Here is a 16,406-nt window from a genome sequence, read left to right on the forward strand (position 1 = left end):
ACTGATCCCGCGCCGACGGATCACCCGCCGGCCCGTCCTTCGTTCATCCGGATAGACCCCATGAAAATCACAGCGCTCGAAACCGTCCAACTTCCCAGCCTGAGCAATATCATCTGGCTTCGCATCCATACGGACGAAGGGATCATCGGCCTCGGCGAGACCTTTCGCGGGGCGGATGCCGTCGCGACCTACCTGCATGCGGAAGTCGCGCCGGCGCTGATCGGTAAGAACCCGCTGGAGATCGATCGGATTTCCAAACAGCTGACAGAAACCTATGTGGGCTTCCGTTCCTCGGGCGTCGAAATCCGCGCGGCATCCGCCGTCGATATCGCGCTCTGGGACATTCTCGGCAAGGTCACGAACCAGCCGATCCACCAGCTTCTCGGTGGCCTCTCGCGGCCGTCGATCCGCACCTACAACACCTGCGCCGGCTATTCCTACAACAGCCGCGGCTCGCGCCGCTATATCGGTGATGCCGACAAGCCCCAAGGCCCCTATGACGATCAGGTCGCCTTCACCAACGATGCGGGGGCGCTTGCCGAAAGCCTGCTGTCCGAAGGTATCACCGCCATGAAGATCTGGCCGCTCGATCCGTTCGCGGTCGCCAGCGGCGGCAATTTCATTCATCGGGATGACCTCGAAAAAGGGCTCGAGCCGTTCCGCAAGATCCGCGACGCGGTCGGCAACAAGATGGAAGTGATGGTCGAGCTGCATTCGATGTGGGATTTGCCGTCGGCGCTGGCGATTGCCCGCGAGATCAAGGAATTCCGCCCCTTCTGGATGGAGGACCCGATCAAGATGCAGGATACGGAAGCGCTGGTGATCTATGCGGAGCGCTCGGGCCTGCCGGTCTGCGCCAGCGAGACGCTGGCAACCCGTGCCCAGTTCGTCGAACTGCTGCGCAAGAATGCCGTCGACTACGCCATGCTCGACATTTCCTGGTGCGGTGGTTTGAGCGAGGCGAAGAAGATCGCCACGATGGCGGAGGCATTCCAGCGGCCGATCGCGCCGCATGACTGCACCGGCCCGGTCGTGTTCACCGCCTCGATCCATCTGGCGCTCAACGCGCCGAACGCAGTCTTCCAAGAGTCGGTACGCGCCTATTACTCGACTTGGTACCGCGATCTCGTCACAGTCATGCCGCGTATCGAAAACGGCCAGATCTATCCGTTCGAAGGAGCGGGCCTCGGGCTGGAACTCAGCGATTACGTGCTCGACAATCCCGACGTCATCCGCCGCACCACCAAGGTCGGCGACCTGTGATGCGTTTCGAACCGGTCGGTCGCCTCAGTCTCGGGCTTGGCGAAGGCCCGGTCTGGGACGAAAGACGCAATCTCGTCTTTCTCTGCGACATCCCGACCGGCCGGCTGCTGGCGATCCGGCTCGGCGAGGGCCAGGTCGACGAGTGGGTTCTCGGTACCAATGTCTGTTCGCTCGGGCTTTGTGAAAGCGGCCGGCTGGTCGTGTCGCTGATGCGTGAGATTATTCTCTTCGACCCGGAGACCGGGGAGCGTCAGACGCTCGCGCATCTCGACGGCGAGCTTGAGACCAATCGGCTCAATGATGGCAAAGTGGGACCGGACGGCGCCTTCTGGGTCGGCACGACCGACCAGCGGCCGGAGCGGCAGCCGGTCTGTTCGCTTTACCGCATCGGTGCGGACGGCAAGTTTGCCGTCAAGAAGAGCGGGCTTTTGATCTCGAACGGGCTCGCCTGGTCGCCGGACGGCACGAGCATGTATCACTCGGATTCGGGCGGCCAGTGGATCGAGCGGCATGATTTCGACGTGGCTACGGGCGAGATCGGCGAAGGCGTCCGGATCGCCATGCCCGGCGAAGCGGATGGGCGGCCGGATGGCGGCGCGACCGATGCCGACGGCTTCTACTGGAGTGCCGGCGTTTCGGCCGGATATCTCAACCGCTATTCGCCGGAGGGCGTGGTGGTCGGCAAATATCCGCTGCCGGTGGCGACGCCGACCATGCCGTGTTTCTGCGGCCCTGATCTCAAGACGCTGCTCGTCACGTCGCACCGCTATCTTTCGCCGGAGAGGCTGGAGGCTTATCCCTTGAGCGGCGCGGTGCTGGTCGCATCCTCGCCGGTCGCCGGGGTGCCGGTCGCACGTATGAAAGGATTTTGACATGGATTTCGACAAGGCCAACAAGATCGATGACTGACGTATCCATTTACACGCTCGAGGCTGACCGTTGCGAACTGGTTGTCGATGCCGGCCACGGAGCCAGCCTCACCTCCTTCCGGTGGCGAAAGCCGGATGGTGACTGGTTCGAGATCCTGCATGCCTGCCCGCCGGCGCAGGTCGCATTGACCGGTGGCTCTTTCATCATGGCACCGTTCGCCAACCGGCTGGATGGAGGCCGCTTCCTGAACGCCGACGGACCGGTCGAGGTCCCGCTCAACCGGCCGGAACAGAACATGGCGCTGCACGGATTTTCCCGCGACAGGGCCTGGCAGGTTATCGAGGTCACCGAAAACACGCTGACCCTGGCTGACGACTTTACTGACGAGGCGATCCCCTTCGCCTATCGGCTGGTGCAGCATATCTCGATCGGGCCGGGTGGCGCCGAACTGTCGTTGACACTGACCAACACTGCGAACCGCACGCTTCCCTATGGCATGGGTTTTCATCCCTGGTTCCGCAAGGAGGATGAAACCTGGCTGAACTTCGACGCTGAGATTGGTTTCGGCCGTGATCAACGAGGCTTGCCGACCGAGGCCGTTCCAGCCAATAGGGGCCCCGATTTTGCCCACGGTCTCGATACGTCGAAGATGCCGTGGTTCGACGGGCATTTTTCGGAATGGGCACCACGCCGGGCAGTCCTCGAGTGGCGACGGGCCGGGGTCAGCATGACGCTTTCGGCGACCGGAGCCCTGACCAACCTGCATGTCTACGTGCCCGACGATCGGCCCATTCTCTGCGTCGAACCCGTCAGCCACGTGCCCGACGTCCACAATCGACGGGAACTGGCGCGATACGGCGACCTTGAATGGTTGGCACTTGGAGAAACTATCGCGGGATCCATGGTTTTTCGGTTCTCCTGAGCGGAAGAACCATCATTTCTGTTTTTGCTGCGGATCTTGTGAGCTAGACCGTTCGGCGGATAAAAATGCACCGCACAAAATATTTGTTGGATGCGCCCTTCCAGAACTCGCACATTGCATAAGTCGCCCTACATAACAGTGGCTTTTATGTGTTCCAGGCCAAGTCAAACGAGGTGGTGACTGGCGATCCGGAGGGAAATTCTGTCATGTCTTTGAAGAAAATGCTTTTGGGCATAGCTTTTGCGCTAGGCGTCTCGGCCACCATGGCGAATGCCCAGGTCGTCGTGTCATCCAAGATCGATACCGAAGGCGGGGTGCTGGGCAATATCATCCTTGCCATGCTGAAGGCGAACAACATCCAGACCACCGATCGTATCCAGCTCGGAGCGACGCCTGTGGTGCGCAAGGCGATCACCGCCGGCGAGATTGACATCTATCCGGAATATACCGGTAACGGCGCTTTCTTCTTCGAAAAGGGCGACGATCCGGCCTGGAAGAACCCGCAAAAGGCCTATGAAGCGGTCAAGAAGCTCGATTACGACGCCAACAAGATCGTCTGGCTGACGCCGTCTTCGGCCAACAACACCTGGGCGATCGCGGTGCGCAAGGATGTCGCGGATGCCAACAAGCTGAAGACGCTGACCGATTTCGGCAAATATGTCGCCGGCGGCGGCAAGATCGTGCTGGCGGCATCGTCCGAGTTCGTCAATTCGGCCGCAGCCCTGCCGGCCTTCCAGACCACCTACGGCTTCAAGCTGAAACCCGACCAGCTGATCACGCTCTCGGGCGGTGATACGGCTGCGACCATCGGTGCGGCCGCCAACCAGACCAACAATGCCAATGCCGCCATGGTCTACGGCACCGACGGCGGCATCGCGCCTTCCGGGCTCGTTGTTCTCGAAGACGACAAGGGCGTTCAGCCGGTCTATCAGCCGACCCCGATCATCCGCGAGGCAGTGCTCAAAAAGAACCCGACCATCGAAGCGGTGCTGAAGCCGGTCTTCGCCAAGCTCGACCTCGTCACGCTGCAGGACCTCAACGGCCGCGTGCAGGTGGGCGGCGAACCGGCCAAGGCGGTTGCCGAGGATTTCCTCAAGAAGAACGGTTTCCTGAAATAATTCCTTTTCGGACCGGTTTCGTGTCAACATGGGCCGGGCGTTGGAACGCCCGGCTTTTTCGTCGATCATAGGGTCGGTTTATGAGGGGCATGGGTCGGTTTGAGAGTTCGGTTCGATAAGCTCGGCATCGTCATCGCCCTTCTAGCCGCCTACGGCGCGCTCTGGGCGTCGTTTGCGACGCTCAAGCCCAATCGCATCGTGCAGGGCCAGGCGGAGGCGATGCTTCAGTCGCTGCCGGCTTGGGCGGGTTGGGGTCTGATCGGTGTGCTGGTTCTTGCGACCGCAGCAGCACTCTTCCGCACTTCCCCTTGGATTAAGCTCCTTGCAGCCGTCGTGGCGTTGGCGGCGCTGACGCTTTCGATCGGATACGCGGCGACTTTCCTGACGCCGACCGGCAATACCTATGCCCGCGTCTCACCCGCTTCGGGCTTCTGGATCCTGCTGTTCGCCTTTGCGCTTTTGGCTGCCGATGCGATCACGCGGCTCGATCCGCCGCCGGCGATGCGGGTCCTGTTTCTGGTCCTGGCGGCGGCTGCGATCGGCGGGCTGCTGATGTCGGGAAGCTGGAACGGGCTGTCGATCATGAAGGAATATGCGGGCCGCGCCGATGTCTTCTGGGTCGAAGCGAGCAAGCATGTGGAATTGGCGCTGGGCTCGCTGTTTGCTGCCGTTCTAGTGGGCTTGCCGCTCGGTATCCTCTGTCATCGGGTGGCGCCGCTGAGGGACGGCGTGCTCAACACGCTGAACCTCGTCCAGACCATCCCGTCGATCGCGCTTTTCGGCCTGTTGATTGCGCCGCTTGGCTGGATCGCCGCCAATGTGCCGGGGGCTGCGGCGATCGGCATCCGCGGCATCGGGGTGGCGCCTGCCTTTGTCGCGCTGTTTCTCTATTCACTGCTGCCTGTCGTCGCCAACACCGTCGTCGGGCTTGCAGGCGTGCCGCGCGCGGCAAACGACGCTGCCCGCGGCATCGGCATGACCGGCCGGCAGCGGCTGTTCAAGATCGAGTTCCCACTGGCGCTGCCGGTGATCCTGACCGCGATCCGCATCGTGCTCGTCCAGAATATCGGCATGGCGACGATTGCCGCGCTGATCGGCGGCGGCGGTTTCGGCGTCTTCGTCTTCCAGGGCATCGGCCAGACAGCGATGGACCTTGTCCTGCTTGGCGCCGTGCCGACCGTGGCGCTCGCCTTTGCCTCGGCGGTCGTCCTCGACGCGCTGATCGAGATGAACTCCCGCGTCCCCAACGGAGCCAGATCCGCATGATCGAGATCGATGCCATCACCAAGCGCTATGACGGTATCGCCGTCGTCGACAATGTCTCGATGGTGATCGAGCCGCGCACTGTCACGGTTGTCGTCGGCACGTCCGGCTCCGGCAAGACGACGCTGATCCGGATGATCAACCGGCTGGTGGAAGCGACCGAAGGGGCCATCCGGCTCGATGGCGAGGACAACCGGTCCATCCCGGGCTACGAGTTGCGGCGCCGGATCGGTTACGCCATCCAGGGCCATGGGCTTTTCCCGCACCGGACGGTGGCGCAGAACATTGCGACGGTGCCCGGCCTGCTCGGCTGGACGAAGGCCCGCACCGACGCCAAGGTCGAGGAATTGCTGACGCTCTTCCAGCTTGAGCCGAAGACGTTCGGGCCGCGTTATCCGCATGAACTCTCCGGCGGCCAGCAGCAGCGCGTCGGGGTGGCGCGGGCGCTTGCGGCCGAACCGAACGTGCTGTTGATGGACGAGCCCTTCGGGGCGCTCGATCCGATCATCCGCGCCAAGGCGCAGGACGATCTGCTGGCGATCCAGAAACATTTCGGCACGACGATTGTCCTGGTGACCCATGACATGAACGAGGCTTTCCATCTCGCCGACAAGATTGCCGTGATGGACAAGGGCAGGGTGGTGCAATACGGGCCGCCGGCCGAACTCGTCCGTGCGCCGGCAACGCCCTTCGTCGAGACGCTGATCGGCGATGCGGAACGGCCGTTCCGGCTGCTTTCGATTGCAAAGGCTGGCGCTGCGGCAGAGCCGGGCGAGGCGGAAGGCGAGCCGATCCGCGAGGACAGGAGCCAGCAGGAGGCGCTTGCAGACCTGATCTGGAGCGGCCGCGATGCGCTTCCGGTCATCTCCAGGAGCGGCGCTCCGATGGGGCGGGTGACGCTTGACGCGATCCTCAAGCGCGCCGCGAGGCCGCGATGAGGGCTTGGGTGCCGACCATCCTGCGCAGCCTTTTGCTTCTCGTGCTGATCGCCTTCCTGGTCTCGCCGGAAAGTTTTGAGCCGCTGCTGAAGCCGCTCGTGCAGCCGAACGCACCGGCGATCTACAATCAGGGCAGCCTGCTCAGCCTGACGCTGCTGCATCTGCGGACGGTCTTCATCGCGACGATGGCGGCGACGATCATCGCCGTGTTTCTGGCGATCCTCGTCACCAGGCCGTTCGGGGCGGAGTTCCTGGCGCTTTCCCGCAGCCTCGTCAATATCGGCCAGACGTTTCCGCCGGTCGCGGTTCTGGCGCTTGCCGTGCCGGCCGTCGGTTTCGGCGAGAAGCCGACGCTGATTGCGCTGTTTCTCTATGGGCTTCTGCCGATTTTCGAAAACACGCTGACGGCGCTCACCAACCTACCACGGTCTGTGATGGAGGCGGCGCGCGGTTCCGGCATGACACCTTTTCAGCGGCTCATCCAGGTCGAGTTGCCGCTGTCCTTGCCGGTGATCGTCGCCGGCATCCGGTTATCGGTGGTGATCAGTCTCGCCACCGCGACGATCGGTTCGACGGTCGCGGCAAAGACCCTCGGCGAAGTGATCATTGCCGGACTGCAGTCCAACAACCTCGCCTTCGTGCTGCAGGGCGGGCTGATCGTCGGCGCACTGGCCGTGCTGATCTATGATGGACTCTCGGCGGCCGAGGCGATGATCGCCCGCCGGACGGGTGCCGCCTAACCGTGGCTGGAATCGGTCGGCACGACCGGTTCGACATCCTGTTTCAGGTTGCCGCGATGGAAGATGAACAGCCCGGCGATGACGATGATGCCGGCGCCCGTCAGCGTCTGGACATCCGGGAAATCGCCGAAGAAAATCCAGCCGAGCACGATCGCCCAGAGCAGCAGCGTATATTGCAGCGGTGCCAGCACCGAGGCCGGCGCCAGTTTCAGCGAGCGGGTGATCAGCAGATGCGCGCCGCAGGAGACGATGCCGAGCAGGAGCAGGGCAAGCAGTTCTCCGGTATTGAACGGGCTCCAGTTCCCAACTGTGAGGAACGCGCCGGCCACGAGGCAGGCAAGGGTCTGCCATGTGACGAGCGTCGCATCCGGTGTCGAGCGGAGCGTGCGGTTCAGCACCAGCGTCAGCGCGAAGGAAAGGCTGCCGATCAGGCCGAAGATCGACGGCAATGACAGCATTTCCGAGGAGGGACGCAGGGCGATCACCACGCCGATGAAGCCGATCAGGACGGCGAGCCAGCGCCGCCAGCCGATGCGCTCGCCGAGCAGGAAATGCGACAGGGCGGCCACGTAGATCGGGCCGGCCATGTAGAAGGTCATGACGTCGGCGAGTGGCATGTAGGCGACGGCGGCGTAGAAAAGCCCGGTGTCGGCTGTCGCCAGCACGATGCGCAGCACATGCAGCGGCGGTTTCTCGACCTTGTAGAGTGCCGAAATCGGCTGACGGGCGAGCATCGGGCCGAGCACGAAAAAGGCGCCGACCGACCGGATCAGCAGGACCTGTCCAACCGAAAAGCTCGCCACCAGCCATTTGCCCATGGCGTCATTCAAGGCGAACATGAAGTCGCCGAGCAGCATCAGCAGTATGCCTGCCATTACCGCATTGCTCGCTATCGCCGAGACCGCTCTCTTGTTCATGCTGCGCGAGCGCTCCCGACTCTGATCCTGCAATTTGAAAGTGCGGACTTACCCGGCGAGCCTGCCACCTTGCAAGGGCCTTGGTGCACCGGTGGTTGTGGGAAAACTGATCGGCAGGCCGCGCAACACGCGTACCGCGAGGAACGCGAAGCACTCGGCCTCGACCGCATCGCCGCGCCAGCCGAGCGTATCGGCGGAAACGGCCTTCACGCCGGCACGGTTTTCGAGCATCGACATGATCGTCGGGTTGTGACGGCCGCCGCCGCTGACGATCAGCCGCTTTGGCCGGTGCGGCAGCAGATCGAGCGCCTTGCCGACTGCAGATGCGGTGAAGGCTGAAAGGGTTGCCGCGCCGGCGGCGTCGTCAAGGCCGTCCGCCATGGCCGCGGTGAAATCGAAACGATCGAGCGATTTCGGATAGGGCGCCGTGAGGTAGGGATGCTCGAGAAGCTTTGCGAGGCGTTCCTCGTCGACTTTGCCGGAGGCGCCGAGCGCGCCGTTGCGGTCCATCTCGCCAAGGCCGCGTGCCTTGATGAAGTCGTTGAGCGGCGCATTGGCCGGGCCGGTATCGAAGGCGATCATCAGATCCCTGCCATCCCACCAGGTGATGTTGGCGACGCCGCCGAGATTGAGCACGGCCGTATCGCCGCTGGTATCGACGCCGCGCAGCAGAGCCGAATGATAGGCGGCGGCAAGCGGCGCGCCCTGGCCACCCGCCCGCACGTCCGCCGAGCGGAAATCGTAGGCGACCTTGGTGCCGAGGATCGAGGCCATCAGCTCGCCATCGCCGAGCTGGCGGGTGTCGCCGAGCCTGTCTTTGGTGGGTGCCCGGTGCAGCACGCTCTGGCCGTGGAAACCGACGATGCCGATATCGGCCATGGTCAGCCCCGTGCTTTCGACCAGTTCCCTGACGGCGTAGGACTGCGCCTTTGTCAGCGCCTGTTCGGCCTCACGGAATATCGCCGGATCCGGTCCTTCGAAATTCCAGACGCGGGCCTGAGCGAGCGTCTCCTCCAGGAGGGTGCGGATTTCCGGCGGGTAGGGGGCGAGCGTATAGGCGCCGAAAGTGTCGATCGTCTCGCCGTCCGTCTTCAGGAGCGCCACGTCGATATTGCCGTCGAGGACGGTTCCGGTCATCAGGCCGACGGCCCAGATTGGCTCCATGATCAGCTCCTCAGGCTTGGTTCACGAGATTGCAGACCGCCTGCCGCAAGGCCAGGATGCCGCTGTCGAAATGGCGGGTCGGATGGATGCGGTTGGTGAGCAGGGTCACGGCACGGCCCCTGTCGAAATCGATCAGCAGGCTTGTGCCGGTAAAGCCCGTATGGCCGATCGTTCCGGGGTTGCACAGGTTTCCGCCCCACCAGTCGGCATAGGGATGTTCCCAGCCATGGGTCCGCCTGTTCGAGAGCGGCGCGCGCATCAGCGCGATCGCATTCCCGGACGCGCCGGTGCCGTCGAGCAGGCTTTCGGCGAAGTCCAGAACAGACGTGACGGTACCGAACAGGCCGGCATGGCCGGAACCCTGCAGCGCCGAGCAATTTTCGTCGTGCGCTTCGCCCGACAGGATCCGCTGCCGCCAGGCGCAGTCTTCCGTGGCGGCCGAATTTTCCGGATCGGCAGACCAGGCGAAGCCTGGGCCGGGATCGAGGTCGCGGATCGTCTTCTTTGCCAGCCGTTCGAGCGCGAAGCCGAGCAGGATGAAGTTGATGTCGGAATAGACCGGCGGACCGGCCTTCCATTCCCGCTGCAGGATAAAGGCGCGGAGCAGGTCCGGATCGCGGCCGTAGGTGTAGATCGGCTCGACACCCGGGAACGGCGTCTGGTGGCCGAGGCACTGTCGGAAGGTGATCTTCCGCTCCCAGGACTCTGAATTGTATTGGCGCAGGTCCGGCAGCAGGGTGATGAGCGGTGCGTCGAGATCGATCGTGCCGTCGTCGGCAAGCTTCAGGATGCGCGTCGTGGTGAATATCACCTTGGTGAGCGAGGCGAGATCGAACCAGGTATCCACGGTCATCGGACGCTCAATCGGAACAACCTGCGCCGAGCCGACGGCGCGGGTCATGCGCCCGTGTTTCAGATCGACGATGCCGAGCACTCCGCACGGAATACGCTTGTCGGCGACGGATTTTTCGAGCGGGGCGAAGGCGCGCTCGAAGACGGCGGCGAGTTCGGGACTGGCGGAAGCTTTGTCTTTCATATCGTTACATCCTCAGGCTTCCGCCCGCGCCCGGTGATCCGGTCCATAGGCCTGCCACTCGGCGGGCGGCGGCTCAAAACCCGGTGGCCGAACCAGAGACGGGACCTGGCGCGTATCGAGTTCGAAATGCTGGTTGCGGCGCTCGATGCTCGGCACGGCGGAAATCAGCCGCTTGGTGTAGGAATGCCGCGGGTTGGACAAAATCGAGGCAGCATTGCCGATCTCGACGATCTGGCCCGCATAAAGCACCGCGATGCGGTGGGCGATACGCTCGACGACCGCCATGTCGTGCGACACGAACAGATAGGCGAGGCCATATTCGTGCTGCAGGTCGACCAGCAGTTCCAGCACCTTGGCCTGGACCGAGACGTCTAGCGCCGAGACAGCCTCGTCGAGCACGACGATCGACGGATTGAGCATCAGCGCGCGGGCGATGCAGAGGCGCTGGCGCTGGCCGCCGGAGAACTCGTGCGGGTAGCGCAGCAGGCTATTTTCGGGCAGGCCGACGCGCTTCAGCAGCGCCACCATTTTCGCCCGCGTTCCGGTGTCGATCCGGCCACCGGCGGCGATCACCGGTTCGGCGAGGATGCTGTCGATCCGCAGGCGCGGATTGAGCGAGGCGTAGGGGTTCTGGAAGACCATCTGCACGGACGGGTCGCTGCCGTCCACGATCGCTCCGTTGTTGGCGGAGAAGCTGCCGCGCGTCGGCTTCACGAGCCCCAGGATGGCGCGGGCGGTCGTCGACTTGCCGGAGCCGCTTTCGCCGACGATCGCCAGCGTTTCGCCCGGCATCAGGTCGAAGCCGACATTCTCGACGGCATGGACAGAGCCCGGCGAACGGCTGAGAATGCTGCCTGCCACCTTGAAGCGCACCGTCAGGCCATCGACCGTCAGCGCGGGCGCGATCGCCTCTGACTGCGTGCGGCTGAAATCCGAGCGCGCAGCGCGGCCGGATTCGAAATGCGGCACGGCGCTCAGGAGATGTTGCGTATAGGGATGTTTCGGCTGGTCGAGGATGTCGCCGAGCGGTCCCTGCTCGACCGCTTCGCCGGCCTGCATGACCATGACCTTGTCGGCAATGCCGGCGACGAGGCCGATGTCATGGGTGATGAAGATCATCCCCATGTCGGTCTCGCGCTTCAGCTCGCCGAGCAGCGCCATGATCTGGGCCTGGACGGTCACGTCGAGCGCGGTCGTCGGCTCGTCGGCGATCAGCAGGCGCGGATTGCAGGCGAGCGCCATGGCGATCATGACGCGCTGGAGCATGCCGCCGGAAAGCTGGTTCGGAGTGTATTTGAGGCGCCGCGTGGCATCGGGAATACGGACCCGATCGAGTGCGTCCTTGGCGGCGGCCGTCGCCTGGCGCCCGGTCAGCCCGCGATGCAGGCGAAACGATTCCTCGATCTGGCGGCCGATCGTCAGCACCGGGTTCAGCGAGGTCATCGGCTCCTGGAAGATCATGCCGATCTCGGAACCGCGGATTTTTTCGAGCACCGGCTCTTGCGCCTTGGTGATGTCGAGCACGCTGCCATCGGCCCGTTTCAGGGTGATCGAACCGCCGATGATCCGGCCGCCGCCGAAATCGACGAGACGGTTGATGGAGAGCGCCGTGACCGATTTGCCGGAGCCGCTTTCGCCAACGATCGCCAGCGTCTCGCCGGCGTTGAGGTCGAAGCTGACGCCCTTGACGATCTCGTTCTGCTTCGGATCACGCCCGAAGCCCACACGCAGACCGGATACCGAGAGAAGCGATGTCATGGCGCGGACCTCCGCGTCTTGGGGTCGAGGATGTCGCGCAAGGCGTCACCGAGCAGGTTGAAGCCGAGAATGCTGATCATGATGGCGACCGCCGGGAAGATCAGCAGCCAGGGTGCGTTTTCCATCAGGTTGCGGCTGTCGGCGAGCATCAGGCCCAGCGAGGAGGCCGGCGGCTGGGTGCCGAGGCCGAGGAAGCTCAAGCCTGCCTCGGTCAGCAGCGACCAGGCGAGCGCCAGCGTCACCTGAACGGTCAGTGGTGCCACCAGGTTGAGGAGCAGATGCCGGGTCAGGATGTAGCGCCGGCTCGAACCAAAGGTGCGGGCAGCGTCGACGAATTCGCGGGCCTTGATCGAAAGCGCCGGGCCACGCACCACGCGGGTGAAGATCGGCGTGTAGACGATGGCGATCGCAGCCACGCTCGTCCAGGTGCCGGGGCCGACAACGGCGATGATCAGGAGGGCGAGGAGGATGGCCGGGAAGGCGAGCAGTACGTCCATGATGCGCATGACGATGCCGTCCCAGGCCTTGCCGAACCAGGCGGCGGTCAGGCCGAGCACGGTTCCGGCGAGCGTCGCCAGCGCCACCGAGCAGAAGGCGACGAGGAAGGACTGGCCGATGCCGTTCATCAGCCGGCTGGCGACATCGCGGCCGAACAGGTCGGTGCCCATCCAGTAGGCCGCGTTCGGCGCATGCAGCCTGTCGATGCGGAACTGCTGCAGCGGATTGTGAGGGGTGACGCCGAACATGCCAAGCAGCGCGACGACGACATAGATCACCACGATCGTACCGCCGATCCTGCCGCTGGAATGGCTGAAAATTGCACGCAGCATCGACATCAGTTGCCTTCTCCGAGCCGGATGCGTGGATCAAGCGTCACATAGGCGAGGTCGACGAGCAGGTTGACCACCATGAAGTTGAAGGCAATGAACAGTACGCAGCCCTGCACCAGCGCATAATCGCGCTGCAGGATCGCTTCGAGCACCAGTCGGCCAAGACCGGGCAGGGCGTAGATTTGCTCGACCAGCACGGCGCCGCCGAGCAGATAGCCGAATTCGACGCCGCTCAAGGTGACGACCGGGATCAGTGCGTTCGGCAAGGCATGGCGCCAGATGACGCTGCGTTTCGGCACGCCCTTGGAGCGGGCGGTGCGGACATAGTCGTCGGAGAGGACATCCAGCATGGCGGAGCGCGAGATGCGGGTGACGGAGGCGGCGAAGGCAAAACCGAGCGTGATCGCCGGCAGGATCATCTGGCCGAGATTGCGCAAGGGGTCGGTGAAGAACGGCGTGAACTCGCCCATGGTCGGCAGGATGCCGAAACCGGCCGACAGCGCATAGATGATCAGCAGGCCGACAACGAAGTTGGGTGTCGACTGGCCGATCATCGCGAAGATGCGCACCGCCAGATCGGAGATTTTTTCGTTGCGGGTGGCGGCGAACACGCCGGCCGGCAGGCCGACGAGCAGCGCTACGCACATGGACATCAATGCGAGTTGCAGCGTCAGCGGGAAACGTTCGAGGATGATGGTGAGCGCGGGCTTGCCATGGATGACGGAAATGCCGAGATCGCCCTGGAGGACGCCGAGAAGCCAGCTCCAGTATTGCACCAGGATCGGCTTGTCGATGCCGAAATAGGCTGAGAGCGCCGCCCTCTGCGCCGGCGTTAGCAGGCCGGCTTCGGTGCCGAGCATCGCGGTGATCGCGTCCCCCGGCACCAATCGAATTGCGACGAACACGAGGATGGAGACCCCGAGCATCACGAGCGGAAACGTCAACAGCCGTCGCGCCAGGTAACTCATTCGCCCACCAACCTCGTATCCGTCATGCTTTCGCGACTACTGCAACGTGACCTTGCTCAGGCCGAACAGCGAGCCTTCCGGCGTCGGCACGAAGCCCTGAACATTCTTCTGCTGTGCGGTGTAGCTGTAGGACGTGTAGAGCCAGGCCCAGGGGGCGACTTCGACGAGGTGCTTTTCGAAATCGGCGAAGATGACCTTGCGCTTGGCAGGGTCGGTCTCTACGCGGCCCTTCTGCATCAGGCTGTCGAGCGTGTCGTCGATGTAGTTGGTGACCTTCTGCAGGTTGCCGGTCTTGGTCCAGTAGCGGTTGTACATGGAATAGGGATCGGCACGGCCGCCGTTCAGCGCCACCGCCATGTCAAAGTCGCCCTTCAGCCAGGCGTCGACATAGACGTTGAGCTCCATCATCTTGATGTTGAGCTTGACGCCGATTTCGGCGAGCTGGGACTGCAGGACCTGCGCTTCAGCGGCTGCGGTCGCAGGCTCGCCATTGGCGGCGATTACGGTCGCGGTGAAGCCGTTCGCAAAACCCGCCTCAGCCATCAGCTTCTTTGCCTTGGCGATATCCTGCTTGTAGCAGAACAGCGCGCTGGCATCGGACGTGTAGCCGGGCATGGTCAGCGGGCCGGTGACCTTGCCTTCGCCGACCGAAGCCGTGTCGAGCACGTCCTTGCGGTCGATGGCGCAGGAGATTGCCTGGCGCACGGCGAGAACGTCCATCGGCTTGCGGGACGGGTTCATCTGCAGGACGTGGTAGGCGAGAACCGGCGTGCGGTTGAGGACGAGGCTGGTTTCCTTCGGCACGAGGGTTGCGACCAGCGGATCGTTGATCAGCGCGAAGTCGACCTGCTTGGTGCGCAGCGCCGCAAGGATCGCGGTCTCGTCCGGCAGAACGCTGATGTCGATGCCGTCGATCGCGATCTTGCCGCCGGCCCAATCCTTGTTGGCGGAGAGCGTTTCCTTGGAATTCGGCTCCCACTTGTCGAGCTTAAATGGGCCGGTACCGAGCGCCTTGGTGCCAATCGTGCCGGCCGCGATTTCAGCCGCCGGTACGATGGCGGCGTTGATGCTCGCCATGGCGGTCAGAAGCGGTGCGTCCGGCTGCGACAGCTTGAAGACGACCGTCGCCTGGTCCGGGGTCTCGATCGAGGCGATCGACAGGAAGTTGGCGCGGGCGGCGGCGGCGGTCTTTTCGTCGAGAAGGCGCTCGAACGAGGCCTTCACGTCGGCGGCCGTTACCGGCTTGCCGTCCTGGAATTTTGCGTTCGGGTTAAGCTTGAAGGTCAGTTGCTTGGCGTCGGCTGCAAATTCCCAGGAGGCTGCGACGGCCGGGACGATCTGCAGGTCCTTGTCGAGGCGGACGAGCGGCTCATAGATCAGCTCCAGCAGGCGGATCGAGGAAAATGCGGTCTGCTTGTGCGGATCAAGGCCGGTCGCATCCTGCTTCCAGGCCATTTTCAGCGAGGCGGCGGATGCCGGCGAGGCGATCGCGGTCGCGCCGATGGTGACGGCCAGCGCAAGGCCGGACAGCAGTTTAGTCGAAAGATGTCTTCCCATTTTTATTTCTCCCTCTTCTGATATCTGTTCGTCGTCTCGACCCAGCCGCAGTCGAGCAGCGGCCGTCATTCAGCAGCTTTACGCTGTCTTCCCATCAATTGCCTTGCGGAGGAAGCCTCCGGCATCGTCGAGCGCCACGCGCGCCGTATCGACATCCATTCCCGTCAGCGCGATCAGGATCGCCAGTTTGACGTCGTTGCCGGTGAGGTCAAGCACGCGGCGCGCCTCTTCCGTCGTGCAGCCGGTCGCCTGCATGACGATGCGGGCGGCGCGGGCGACGAGCTTCTGGTTGCTGGCATGCAGATCGACCATCAGGTTCTGATAGCTCTTGCCGATGCGGATCATGCTCGCCGTGGTCAGCATGTTGAGCACGAGCTTCTGGGCCGTGCCGGATTTCAGCCGCGTCGAACCGGTCAGGATTTCCGGACCGACCACCGGCGAGATGGCGATATCGGCGATATCGGCGATGACGGCGTCCGGATTGCAGGAGAGGGCGACCGTTTTCGCTCCAAGCCCCTTGGCATAATTCAAGGCACCGATGACGTAGGGGGTGCGGCCGCTGACGGCGATGCCGACAACGACGTCGGCTGCGGTCAGGCCGATGTCGACGAGATCCTGCTGGCCCTGTTCCGGGCTGTCTTCGGCGCCTTCGACGGCGTGCTGCAGGGCGTGGCTGCCGCCGGCGATCAGGCCGACGACCATGCCTTCCGGGACGCTGAAAGTCGGGGGGCATTCGGAAGCATCGAGCACGCCGAGGCGGCCACTGGTGCCGGCGCCGATATAGACCAGCCGCGCGCCATTCTGGAACGCGCGAACGATTTCGTCCACGGCCTCGGCGATCTGCGGGATCACCTTTTCGACTGCGGTCGCGACGCCCTTGTCTTCATCATTGATCTCGCGCAGGACGTCGATCGTCGGCAGGAGATCGATATCCATCGAGCGGGGATTGCGGTCTTCCGAAACCAGTCTTTCCAGTTCGGATATCAGCCGTTCGTCGCTCATGACCCTGCCTTCGAGATCGGGGTGCAGCGCAGCGCTTCGCAGGATCTGCGTCATACGATG

15 protein-coding genes are annotated in these 16,406 nt (G+C 63.6%); 7 read left to right on the forward strand and 8 right to left on the reverse strand.

Annotated elements, in window-relative coordinates:
• Nucleotides 1-60 precede the first annotated feature (60 nt).
• The 7 genes from AC1DLT_RS12895 (at nt 61) to AC1DLT_RS12925 (ending at nt 7,114) form a co-directional block, all read left to right on the forward strand.
• Nucleotides 61-1,263, forward strand: a complete 1,203-nt coding sequence (locus AC1DLT_RS12895; RefSeq protein WP_477486972.1) for a mandelate racemase/muconate lactonizing enzyme family protein — start codon at nt 61-63, stop codon at nt 1,261-1,263.
• Nucleotides 1,263-2,135, forward strand: a complete 873-nt coding sequence (locus AC1DLT_RS12900) for an SMP-30/gluconolactonase/LRE family protein (protein WP_247032841.1) — start codon at nt 1,263-1,265, stop codon at nt 2,133-2,135. Before AC1DLT_RS12895 ends, AC1DLT_RS12900 begins: the two co-directional genes overlap by 1 nt.
• 29 nt (nt 2,136-2,164) lie before the next feature.
• Nucleotides 2,165-3,055, forward strand: coding sequence for an aldose epimerase family protein (locus tag AC1DLT_RS12905; protein ID WP_477486973.1), 891 nt, complete (start codon nt 2,165-2,167; stop codon nt 3,053-3,055).
• Nucleotides 3,056-3,261: 206 nt separating this feature from the next.
• Nucleotides 3,262-4,173 (forward strand): glycine betaine ABC transporter substrate-binding protein OsmF, encoded by a 912-nt coding sequence (gene osmF, locus AC1DLT_RS12910; RefSeq protein ID WP_038543879.1) that lies wholly within the window; start codon nt 3,262-3,264, stop codon nt 4,171-4,173.
• A 99-nt stretch (nt 4,174-4,272) separates the two neighbouring features.
• Nucleotides 4,273-5,439 carry an ABC transporter permease gene (locus tag AC1DLT_RS12915; protein ID WP_477486974.1) on the forward strand — a complete coding sequence of 389 codons (1,167 nt, stop codon included), beginning with the start codon at nt 4,273-4,275 and terminating at the stop codon, nt 5,437-5,439.
• Nucleotides 5,436-6,374 carry an ABC transporter ATP-binding protein gene (locus AC1DLT_RS12920; RefSeq protein ID WP_477486975.1) on the forward strand — a complete coding sequence of 313 codons (939 nt, stop codon included), beginning with the start codon at nt 5,436-5,438 and terminating at the stop codon, nt 6,372-6,374. The genes AC1DLT_RS12915 and AC1DLT_RS12920 overlap by 4 nt, the downstream gene beginning before the upstream one ends.
• Nucleotides 6,371-7,114: an ABC transporter permease gene (locus AC1DLT_RS12925; protein WP_477486976.1), complete on the forward strand. Its 744-nt coding sequence runs from the start codon at nt 6,371-6,373 to the stop codon at nt 7,112-7,114. The genes AC1DLT_RS12920 and AC1DLT_RS12925 overlap by 4 nt, the downstream gene beginning before the upstream one ends.
• On the opposite strand, the gene AC1DLT_RS12930 is transcribed toward AC1DLT_RS12925, so the two are convergent.
• The 8 genes from AC1DLT_RS12930 to murQ all read right to left on the reverse strand — a co-directional run bounded on the left by AC1DLT_RS12930 (nt 7,111) and on the right by murQ (nt 16,346).
• Nucleotides 7,111-8,031, reverse strand: a complete 921-nt coding sequence (locus tag AC1DLT_RS12930) for a DMT family transporter (RefSeq protein ID WP_477486977.1) — start codon at nt 8,029-8,031, stop codon at nt 7,111-7,113. The genes AC1DLT_RS12925 and AC1DLT_RS12930 overlap by 4 nt on opposite strands.
• Nucleotides 8,032-8,079: 48 nt before the next feature.
• A complete protein-coding gene (locus tag AC1DLT_RS12935) occupies nt 8,080-9,195 on the reverse strand; it encodes an anhydro-N-acetylmuramic acid kinase (RefSeq protein WP_477486978.1) in 1,116 nt (371 codons plus the stop codon).
• A gap of 10 nt (nt 9,196-9,205) precedes the next feature.
• Nucleotides 9,206-10,231 (reverse strand): serine hydrolase domain-containing protein, encoded by a 1,026-nt coding sequence (locus tag AC1DLT_RS12940; protein WP_477486979.1) that lies wholly within the window; start codon nt 10,229-10,231, stop codon nt 9,206-9,208.
• A gap of 12 nt (nt 10,232-10,243) precedes the next feature.
• The gene (locus AC1DLT_RS12945) at nt 10,244-11,989 is read right to left on the reverse strand and encodes an ABC transporter ATP-binding protein (protein WP_477486980.1); all 1,746 of its coding nucleotides are present in this window, start codon (nt 11,987-11,989) and stop codon (nt 10,244-10,246) included.
• Nucleotides 11,986-12,825 (reverse strand): ABC transporter permease, encoded by an 840-nt coding sequence (locus AC1DLT_RS12950; RefSeq protein WP_477486981.1) that lies wholly within the window; start codon nt 12,823-12,825, stop codon nt 11,986-11,988. The genes AC1DLT_RS12945 and AC1DLT_RS12950 overlap by 4 nt, the downstream gene beginning before the upstream one ends.
• The gene (locus AC1DLT_RS12955; RefSeq protein ID WP_038543858.1) at nt 12,825-13,787 is read right to left on the reverse strand and encodes an ABC transporter permease; all 963 of its coding nucleotides are present in this window, start codon (nt 13,785-13,787) and stop codon (nt 12,825-12,827) included. Before AC1DLT_RS12955 ends, AC1DLT_RS12950 begins: the two co-directional genes overlap by 1 nt.
• Nucleotides 13,788-13,823: 36 nt before the next feature.
• A complete protein-coding gene (locus AC1DLT_RS12960) occupies nt 13,824-15,344 on the reverse strand; it encodes an ABC transporter substrate-binding protein (protein WP_477486982.1) in 1,521 nt (506 codons plus the stop codon).
• A 78-nt stretch (nt 15,345-15,422) separates the two neighbouring features.
• The gene (gene murQ, locus AC1DLT_RS12965) at nt 15,423-16,346 is read right to left on the reverse strand and encodes an N-acetylmuramic acid 6-phosphate etherase (protein WP_477487237.1); all 924 of its coding nucleotides are present in this window, start codon (nt 16,344-16,346) and stop codon (nt 15,423-15,425) included.
• Between the last annotated feature and the right edge of the window lie 60 nt (nt 16,347-16,406).

The organism is Neorhizobium sp. 05N33, from assembly GCF_056397445.1.

Excerpts from the sequence above, each read along its gene's own strand:
- AC1DLT_RS12895 (WP_477486972.1), top strand. The coding sequence starts at position 61 with ATGAAAATCACAGCGCTCGAAACCGTCCAACTTCCCAGCCTGAGCAAT.
- AC1DLT_RS12900 (WP_247032841.1), top strand. The coding sequence starts at position 1,263 with ATGCGTTTCGAACCGGTCGGTCGCCTCAGTCTCGGGCTTGGCGAAGGC.
- AC1DLT_RS12905 (WP_477486973.1), top strand. The coding sequence starts at position 2,165 with ATGACTGACGTATCCATTTACACGCTCGAGGCTGACCGTTGCGAACTG.
- osmF (WP_038543879.1), top strand. The coding sequence starts at position 3,262 with ATGTCTTTGAAGAAAATGCTTTTGGGCATAGCTTTTGCGCTAGGCGTC.
- AC1DLT_RS12920 (WP_477486975.1), top strand. The coding sequence starts at position 5,436 with ATGATCGAGATCGATGCCATCACCAAGCGCTATGACGGTATCGCCGTC.
- AC1DLT_RS12925 (WP_477486976.1), top strand. The coding sequence starts at position 6,371 with ATGAGGGCTTGGGTGCCGACCATCCTGCGCAGCCTTTTGCTTCTCGTG.
- AC1DLT_RS12930 (WP_477486977.1), bottom strand. The coding sequence starts at position 8,031 with ATGAACAAGAGAGCGGTCTCGGCGATAGCGAGCAATGCGGTAATGGCA.
- AC1DLT_RS12935 (WP_477486978.1), bottom strand. The coding sequence starts at position 9,195 with ATGGAGCCAATCTGGGCCGTCGGCCTGATGACCGGAACCGTCCTCGAC.
- AC1DLT_RS12940 (WP_477486979.1), bottom strand. The coding sequence starts at position 10,231 with ATGAAAGACAAAGCTTCCGCCAGTCCCGAACTCGCCGCCGTCTTCGAG.
- AC1DLT_RS12945 (WP_477486980.1), bottom strand. The coding sequence starts at position 11,989 with ATGACATCGCTTCTCTCGGTATCCGGTCTGCGTGTGGGCTTCGGGCGT.
- AC1DLT_RS12950 (WP_477486981.1), bottom strand. The coding sequence starts at position 12,825 with ATGTCGATGCTGCGTGCAATTTTCAGCCATTCCAGCGGCAGGATCGGC.
- AC1DLT_RS12955 (WP_038543858.1), bottom strand. The coding sequence starts at position 13,787 with ATGAGTTACCTGGCGCGACGGCTGTTGACGTTTCCGCTCGTGATGCTC.
- AC1DLT_RS12960 (WP_477486982.1), bottom strand. The coding sequence starts at position 15,344 with ATGGGAAGACATCTTTCGACTAAACTGCTGTCCGGCCTTGCGCTGGCC.
- murQ (WP_477487237.1), bottom strand. The coding sequence starts at position 16,346 with ATGAGCGACGAACGGCTGATATCCGAACTGGAAAGACTGGTTTCGGAA.